Source organism: Paenibacillus sp. AR247, from assembly GCF_002968895.1.
Lineage (GTDB): Bacteria > Bacillota > Bacilli > Paenibacillales > Paenibacillaceae > Paenibacillus_AQ > Paenibacillus_AQ favisporus.
This window is the reverse complement of sequence record NZ_PCZT01000015.1, coordinates 14,534-18,497: the sequence shown is the minus strand read 5'-3', so window position 1 is coordinate 18,497 and position 3,964 is coordinate 14,534. Positions and strand designations below refer to the sequence as shown.

The following is a 3,964-nucleotide window of genomic DNA, read 5'->3' as shown; positions in this document are numbered from 1 at the left end:
TCAAGACGGGAAGCACCGCGGCGGTGATTAACGGGCAGACGGTACAAATTTTGAAGCCGTTCAAGAAAAATGGAACCGTAATGGTTCCGCTGGGCGTGTTCAGCAAAGCGTTCGGCAGCGAAGTGAAGCTGGAAAAAAACAATGTGATCAAAATCGGATACGGCCCTCATCAGATTAGCTTAACGATCGACAGCCATCTGGCCTGGGTGGACGGACGTAAAGTGAAGCTGGAGGCTGCCCCGTCCATGATGAACGGCACTCTGATGGTTCCGCTTCGTGTGGTGGCGCAAGGCATCGGAGCGCAAATGAATACAGGGTCGGCGGGGGAATGGGTGATCAGCCTGAAACCTTCGGAGGATGATGCCAGTCCGCAGGATCCAGGGATCGATTCGGACGTAGGCAAGACGAAGATCGGCAACAGCTACTACGGCTGGACGATGAATTATCCGAGCGGCCTGATCGTCGGCAGCGGCGATGAGACCGAGAGTATTGCGTCTTTTAACGATGCAGAGGAAAAGTACTACATTGAAGTCCACGCTTCCGATGAGGATGCGGATCTAAGCACCGATGATTTGCTGGATCGGCTGGTGGAGGACGCCAAAAAAGGCGGCGAGATGGTAGTGGACCGGGGGACCTTCCCGAAAGCAAAGGTGCCGTATGCCCGTATTGTGACCAAGGACGGAGACGGAACCTTCTGGGAGTGCCGGATGTATTCGGGCCATAATCGTCTGTACGAGCTGTATTTTGCTGATCTGCAGGCGTCCAACTACAAGGACCTGAATAAATATGCCGGGCTGCTGAACTCTTTTGATACGAGCTTTAATCCGGCGGACAAAACCGTGAAGGATCTGTCCACTGTCAAAAATGGCATGCGCGGCGTGTATAACGATGATTACGGTATTGCTTTAGACATCCCGGCCGACTGGAGCATGGACAATGCGGACATGTATTATGAAGGCAAGGACGGCAGTTACTTGAAGCTGAACGTGTCCACTGGACCCAAAGGCGACTCGCTCGACCAGTGGGGCGGACAGATGAAGAAATGGCTGGAAGAGTCCTTCGTCAAAACTTCGTATGAGGTCGTCAATACTTACCCGCTGGAGGTATCCGGGGAACAGGCGCTGGTGAACGAAGCCAGGTATAACTATGGTGACGGCTGGATCCGTGAATATGAAGTGATGATTTTGAAGGACGGCTACCGCTATTATGTGGAGTATGCAGCTCCGGAAGACCAGCCGGCGGATGTGGCCAAGTTCAAAGATTTGATGAACGGGATCAACATCGATTTTACCGTCGTGCCGGAGTCCTTCGGAAGTATGGAAGAGAATACGTTTCTGATCGATAAATCCAAGAGAACGACCAAAACGTCCAAAACCTATCAGTACCAAGTTCGTATTCCGCAGTACTGGAGCGCGAATCGAGACCAGTTTGAGCTGTCGCCGGTGGAGTATCAGTTCGTGGGCGGACGCATGATGATCACGGCCGAGAAGGATAGCTCTTTTGAAGAAGCCGTAAGCCAGCTGAAGTCGTTCTACAATGAAGCCGTGAAGTATCAGAAAGATTTGAAGCTGGAAAAGGTAGAGAACACGACCTTTGCCGGCGAGCCAGCTGTCGTCTTTTCCATCCATCAGGTGAAGGACGGCATTCCGTACAGCGCGCGCCAAATCGTTGTGCAGCATAACGGTACGGTGTATACGCTGTCCGCGTCCCTGAATGACGCTAACGCCACGGATATTCAGAAGAAGACGCTGGATGAGACGCTGAATTCTTTTACGTTTACGAAAAAAGATGAAGTCAAAACCACTGCGGCTGCCGAATAACGTGAGATAGCTGCTGTAGCTGTAAAAGTGCAGTGGAAAAATATGTGATCAGGAACCGGGATAGCCCAGAGGCTGTTCCGGTTTTTGGTGTGCCCAACGAAAGCTTTTTACACCACATAAGCCGCGCATGGCCATTCACTTAGTTTGCACCCTACCAAACACGGATAACCTGATAGTATGTAATGCGAAAATTGCTGCCTTCCTATGGGAATCGAGATAATTCGTGGGGATAGTAGAAGGATCGGAAGATGTCTGGTACACTAGATAAGTTAAAGTAGCAGTTATGCTGGTGATTCTTTTCGTCAGGTCTGCAAAGGTACGAGAATTCTAGAATTAGAACCGGCAGGACCGGTTTGGGAGGATATAGATGAACAAACAGGCATTAAGAAGGGAAGACGTGGAGCTTCTGGCGCCGGCCGGCGACTGGGACTGCATGCGTGCGGCGGTAGCCAACGGAGCGGATGCGATCTTTTTCGGCGTGGAAAAGTTTAACGCCCGTGCCCGGGCGAACAACTTCCGGATGGCGGAGCTGCCGGAGATCATGTCGTTTCTTCACAGTTATGGCGTGAAGGGCTTTTTGACGTTTAACATTTTGGTGTTTGAAAACGAGCTGGAGGATGCCAAGGAACTGATCGACGCCTGTATCGATGCGGGCGTGGATGCTGTGATTGTGCAGGATTTGGGGCTGGTGAAGCTGATCCGGGAAATTTCCCCGGACTTCCCGATTCACGGCTCGACCCAGATGACGATCACTTCGCCGGAAGCGGTGGAATTCACCAAGCCGTGGGGTATGGAGCGTGTCGTGCTGGGGCGCGAAAACAACCTGAAGCAGATTCAAAAAATCGGGGAACAGGCGAAGCTTCCGATGGAAGTGTTCGTTCATGGCGCCCTGTGCGTCTCCTATTCCGGTCAGTGCCTGACGTCGGAAATGTGGGGCGGCCGCTCGGCCAACCGCGGTGAATGCGCGCAGGCCTGCCGCCTGCCGTACGACCTGATCGTGGACGGCGAACAGAAGCCGATGGGTGATGTGGCTTATCTGCTGTCGCCAAAAGATTTGGCGGCCATCGATTTGATGCCGGAGCTGATCGAGGCGGGCGTTACGTCCTTTAAAATCGAAGGGCGCCTGAAGAGCCCCGAGTACGTGGCCAACGTGGTCAGCAAGTACCGCAGGGCGATCGACCGTTACTTTGACGGCGACAATACGCCGCCGAGCGAAGAGGAAATGCGCGAGCTGCAGCAGAGCTTTTCGCGCGGCTTTACGCACGGATTCCTCGAAGGCACGAACAACAAACAGCTGGTCGACGGCACGTTCCCGAAAAGCCGCGGCGTGTACGTCGGCCGGGTCGAAAAGATCCTGCGCGACGGCGTCGTCTGCAAGATCGAAGCGCCGCTGAAGCGCGGGGACGGCATCGTGTTCGACGCCGGCGATCCGACGAAGCAGGAAGAGGGCGGACGGATTTACGACCTGCGCCGCAAAGGCGTCAAGATTGACGGGGAAGCTGGCGAAGGCTGGATCGTGGACATCGTTCCGGGCCGGAGCGACGTGGATCTGCGGAAACTGCATGTCGGCGACCGTATCTGGAAAACGAACGATCCGGCGCTCGACAAGCGCCTGCGCCAAACGTTCGAGACGGAGAAGCCGTACCGGGTGTTCCCGGTGCATGTGAAAGCCGTTGGCCATGCCGGCGGTCTCCTGACAACCGTCTGGACCGACGTGCAGAAGGGCACGACGGTGCAGGTCGACTCGGAGATGGAGCTGGAAATCGCCAAGAAGCGGCCGATGGATTACGCTCTGCTCGAGGAGCAGTTCGGCCGCCTGGGCGGCACCGTCTACCAGCTCGAGAAGCTGGACGTCGACCTGCAGGGTGACGTCATCGTGCCGATGCGCGAGCTGAACAATATCCGCCGCCGGGCGGTGGAGCTGCTCGCAGGCGAGCGCCCGAAGCCGCCCGTGTACGTGAAACGGGCGGCGACCGTGTTCAGCGATGCCGCGCGCAGCGCATCGCCGGTAGCCCGCGGTGAGGCGAAGCTCACCGCGCTGTGCCGCAGCCTCCCGCAGGTTGAGGCTGCGCTTGAAGCCGGCGTAGAGATGATATACGCCGACTTCGAGTTCATCAAGCAGTTCCCGGCAGCGGTGGAAGCCG

General features: G+C 55.7%; 2 protein-coding genes. Both read left to right on the top strand.

Translation table 11 applies throughout. The annotated features are described in order from the left end of the window. On the top strand, positions 1–1,820 hold a 1,820-nt coding region (locus CPT76_RS24705; protein ID WP_105444813.1), incomplete at its 5' end, for a copper amine oxidase N-terminal domain-containing protein. Positions 1,821–2,187: 367 nt separating this feature from the next. Next, positions 2,188–3,964 (top strand): peptidase U32 family protein (locus CPT76_RS24700; RefSeq protein WP_258168779.1); only part of this gene is annotated, 1,777 nt, incomplete at its 3' end.